Source organism: Arthrobacter sp. Hb9-2, from assembly GCF_059091165.1.
In genome coordinates, this window is sequence record NZ_JBNHGJ010000088.1 from 1 (window position 1) to 1,353 (window position 1,353).

Annotated in this window: 1 protein-coding gene; it reads left to right on the top strand. The window is 69.7% G+C overall.

Translation table 11 applies throughout. From position 1 onward, the window contains the following. Positions 1-36: 36 nt before the first annotated feature. Positions 37-1,353: DUF222 domain-containing protein (locus AC5RV1_RS21320; protein ID WP_493995948.1), on the top strand; the 1,317-nt coding region annotated here is incomplete at its 3' end.

Below are 1,353 nucleotides of genomic sequence, written 5' to 3' on the forward strand. Positions count from 1 at the left end.
GGCACTTTTGTCAGTGGTCTTTGGCAGAGTTGTCCTATGGAAGCCAGTGGGGATCAGCTTGCGGAGTACGGCGGTTCTACCGCTGTGCTGACCCGGGGCGGCAGCGTCTCCTCCCGTGGTTCCAAGGCGTCCGACGGCGGCCCCGGCCAGGGTTCTGCGGGCCGGGGCCGTGCCGTTCCCGGCCTGCCCACGGCCGACGCGGCTGAACCCCTTCCTGTGGCGGGGCATGCATCGGCGCCCCTCCCGTCGGCGCGCCCTTCCAGTCCTGATCAGCCCCTTGTTGCGAAGTCACCCCAGCGTGGCGACCCGTTCAGTCCAGATCAGCCGCTTGGCCTGAGCGAGATCAGCGGACTCCTGGCCGCTGCCGCGGCTGCCGCCCCCAGGATTCTCGCCGCCGCTGACTACGTCGAGGCCGCTGATTTTGCCGGGCAGGTCGAAGACCTGTCCCGGTCCGTGGAGTACCTGCAGATCCTGGCCGCCGGGACGGTGGACCACACCCGCACGCAGGCCATTGCCGCAGCGGACGCCGCCCGGGCCAGCCGCTCCCGCACGGGCAAGGGCTGGGTCACCGGCTGGGACAACGGCGTGGAAACCCTGCACGAAACCCACACCGCCTGGCCCGGAGACTCTGCACTCAACAATTCACCGGCCAGCGGATCAGCGGCCAACGGTTCACCGGCCAGCGGATCAGCGGCAAGAGGCGCGCGGACGCAGATCGAGACGGACAGCCCCGCCCGGGTAATCACCTCCCCGGCTGATGACGGGTGCGCGACCACCGCAGAGTTCCTGCGCCAGCGGCTGCGGATCGGCAAGAGCGAAGCCCACCGCCGCCTCGCCCTCGCAGCGGACATCCTGCCAACAACTACCCTCACCGGCGACACCATCCCAGCCACCCGCGAACACCTCGCCGCAGCCCTCACACCCGCACCCGCCGGCAACCTCCAGGACACAACGGACACCACCGACGCCGCCAGGGACGGCAGCGGGGAAACACCAACTGCCTGCAGCGCCGCCAGCCCGGCGGTCTCCTCCCGGGCCGGGACCATCATCGCCCTGACCCTGAACCGGCTCCGTCACCTCCTCACACCGGAGCGGCTGGCGCTGATCGAGGAAAACCTCACCACCACAGCCGCCACCGCCGACCCGGACTTCCTCGCCCGCGTCGCCCGCCGCTGGGCCGACACCATCGACGCCGACGGCACCGAACCCAGCGAAGAAGCCCTCCGCTACACCCAAGGCGCCTTCATCCGCAAACCCCGCCACGGCCTGCACCACATCGAAATCTTCGCCACCACCGACCAGTACGAACACATCCTCACCGTCATGAACACCGCCACCAACCCCCGCACCACC